This window comes from Salinivibrio sp. MA427 (assembly GCF_001996115.1).
Taxonomy (GTDB): domain Bacteria; phylum Pseudomonadota; class Gammaproteobacteria; order Enterobacterales; family Vibrionaceae; genus Salinivibrio; species Salinivibrio costicola.
In genome coordinates this window covers 1-3243 of record NZ_MUFH01000275.1, presented here as the reverse complement: position 1 = coordinate 3243, position 3243 = coordinate 1, and the positions used below count along the sequence as shown (strand labels likewise).

3 protein-coding genes are annotated in these 3243 nt (G+C 51.6%); all 3 read left to right on the top strand.

What is annotated here, in order from left to right:
* Positions 1 to 60 precede the first annotated feature (60 nt).
* Positions 61 to 1410 (top strand): type I-F CRISPR-associated protein Csy1, encoded by a 1350-nt coding sequence (gene csy1 / locus BZG79_RS13185; protein WP_077774628.1) that lies wholly within the window; start codon positions 61 to 63, stop codon positions 1408 to 1410.
* On the top strand, positions 1410 to 2402 hold the full coding sequence (gene csy2 / locus BZG79_RS13180) for a type I-F CRISPR-associated protein Csy2 (RefSeq protein WP_077774626.1): 993 nt from the start codon (positions 1410 to 1412) through the stop codon (positions 2400 to 2402). Before csy1 ends, csy2 begins: the two co-directional genes overlap by 1 nt.
* A 16-nt stretch (positions 2403 to 2418) precedes the next feature.
* A partial coding sequence (csy3, locus tag BZG79_RS13175) for a type I-F CRISPR-associated protein Csy3 (protein WP_077774624.1) occupies positions 2419 to 3243 on the top strand: 825 nt, incomplete at its 3' end.

The window sequence follows — 3243 nt, the reverse complement described above, 5'->3', positions numbered from 1 at the left end:
ACTGGGTGCCTTTCGGGAATAAAGAAAAATTAATGGAACAACAGGATAAAGGAAGCGCTTATGGAACACAGCCTATACGATGCGCTGCTGGCATATATTGAACAGCGCAAACAGGCGAAGCTTGAGCCTTTGCAAAAGGCGCGTGATAAGGCCCTAAAAGCCGCCGCCAGCCAAGAGCAAGAGGCGATCGCCAATGCCGATTACGCAGAGAAAGCTACCCCGATCGAAGCGAAGTTTGAACCAATTCACTGGGTAACAGACGCCGCGACGCGAGCCAAGCAAATCAGCCTCGCCACGCATTGCCCCAAATTTGTTCACAGTGATGCTAGAGCGAGCAGCATGCTGGTCACTGATATCGATAAGAGTGAATTTCGCTACCTCACCAGCTATTCGCTGACCGATAAAGCCATTGATGCGGTCGGCAATGCGGCTGCGTTAGATGTGGCGCGTTTTTTAAAAATCACTGTGGAAGGTGAGTCACTCATTTCTCAGTTACAAGCCGGCCATATCAGCGTACTTAAGCCACTCACTGATGACGCTAACTTGCTAGAGACTTGGCGTGCAGGCTTTTCACTGGCACTGGGTGACCAAGTGCTATCGGCTCATAACTTGATTAAGCAGACCTACTTTCCGGTGAATGAAGGTGAGTACCACCTGCTTTGCCCGCTATATTCATCGAGCCTTGCGCACACCCTGTACACCAAGGTGCGTGCCACGCGGTATGGCGAGAAAGTGAAAGCGATTCGTGAGGCAAAGAATAAACAGCATTATCACCCAGAGCGGTTAGAAGCCTTTCCGCGTACTGTTAAACAGACCTTTGGCGGCTCTAAACCGCAAAACGTGTCACAACTGAATAGTGAGCGTCATGGCGAGGGCTTTTTGCTCAATGCTGCGCCGCCAAGCTATCAGCAGCAGCCGGAGGATCCAAGCAAGCAAACCAGTATCTTCAACCGCCGTTTAGCCTACCAAGCCAGCCATTTAATCCACGACTTTCGTAGCTTTTTGGCGAGTTTAACTGAACGGGATCGTAACTTTGCCACCCGTTATCGGCGCGATCATGACTTTATTCTGCCACTCACTGACTTGGTGTTTGACTATGCCGCACGGGTTCAGCTGCAAGTCTCAGCCGGTTGGAGCCAAGGCGCTGATGATAAGGCATGCCGACTAAAACGTGAACACGCACTTTGGCTGGATGTGTACAACCCCGACGCGCAATTTCAGCGTGAGCGTGAGGCACAAGACTGGCTGGACACTGTGGCCTCTGATTTTGCTGCTTGGTTACTGCGCCAGCTTGAGGACAAAAAACACTATCTGCTTGGTGATACGGAGTTCAATTACATCCGCAAAGTGTTCCTAACCCAACTAAAAGCGTTTGAGCGCGACACGCCTCAATTTGAGGAGACCCGATAATGGCACAGTATCTATTGCTTAAGCACATTGAGGTGCAAAACGCGAACGCGATCGCAGGGCTGACTTATGGTTTTCCGGCGATCACGCACTTTCTCGGCTTTGCCCATGCGCTATCACGTCAACTTCCCGATACGATGGGATTGCATTTGGGTGGCGTGACCGTGGTGAGCCATAAAAACAATGTTCATGCACGGCAGCCCACAGGGTGGGGCGACTATGTCTTTGCCTTAACCCGCAATCCGGTGAACGCCAAAGGCGAGACAGCATCGATCAATGAAGAAGGACGCATGAATATGCAAATCTCTTTGCTGATTGAGGTTGAGGGGCTGATTGCCGGTGATAAAGCCGCGGCAGCGCAGTTGATCGCGGCGGTGAAAGATTTAGCGCCTCAGCGACGGCTCGCGGGTGGGCAAATCTTAGCGATTGGCGAGATTGAACTGCTCGCGGATGCAAGTATGCAGAAAAAAGCGTTGCGCCGTCTCATGCCGGGCTTTGTCCTTTGTGATAGACATGATTATCTCGCCCAGCATCATCAACAGCTATTGCAACACAATACGCAGGCTAGCTTATTTGATGCGTGGTGTGAGTTTGCCATCTTGGCGTACCAAGCCGTCGCCGATGGTGAAAGCGCACCTGACGACGATAACCAACCCATTCCGGCGCAATGGCAGCGCGTGAAAAAAACTGAACCAGGATACTTTGTGCCGATTATGACGGGCTACCGCGCGGTTTCCTCTTGTTATGCCGCAGGCGAGGTCGCTAATGTGCGCGATCCCGAGGTGCCGGTAAGTTTTGTGGAAGCGGCTTACAGCGTGGGAGAGTGGCGCAGCGTCCACCGGATCACCGATATCGACGAGGCATGCTGGCGTTATCACGGTGAGCATCCTTGGTACCTTGCCCGTGTGACGACAGCGACGCATGCCGAACCCATTGAACCTGACGTTATACCCCCAACCGAAGACAACACTGACTTYGACCCTGACTTTTTGTAATTAAGGAGATTTCATCATGGCTGATAAAAAACTGACTAACCCTTCTGTGTTTGCTTTTGAGGCAAAACTTTTACCTTCGGATGCACTAATGTATGCCGGCAACTGGGAGAAAGGCGATTGGCACTCCATTCTAGTGGGCGAAAAATCCGTGCGAGGCACCATCTCTAACCGCTTACAAGCGCCTACCGCTAATGATCCCACTAAGCTGGATGCGGAAGTATCTAAAGCGAACCTACAAACGGTCGATATTGCGGCACTACCGCATGATGCTGATACGCTCAAAGTGACCTTCTCACTGCGCGTGCTCAGCGGGTTGCATGTGCCGTCAACCTGTAATAATCCGGACTATCAGCAAGCGTTGGCCGATAAAGTGCGTGACTATCAATCAGAAACCGGTTTTAAAGAATTGGCGCAACGTTACGCGCACAACATTGCTAATGGGCGTTTTTTGTGGCGCAACCGTGTCGGTGCCGAGCAAGTCAAGGTGGTGGTCACCGCGGGCGAGAAGCAATTTAGCTTTGATAGTTATGAATTCAGCTTACGTGATTTTGACGCGCACCCCGATGTCACCGCGCTAGCAGAGGTGATCCAATATGGTCTGACAGAAGCGCATGCGCTTATCCATGTTGAAGCTTACTGCCAACTGGGCGAAGGGCAAGCGGTCTACCCCTCTCAAGAGCTAGTAATGGGTGGCGGCAAAGGCGACAAAAGTAAATTCTTGTATCAATTAGATGGCCAAGCCGCGATGCACTCACAAAAAATCGGCAACGCGCTACGCACCATTGATACTTGGCATCCTGCTTATGACGAAGTCGGCGCGATCGCCATCGAACCTTATGGC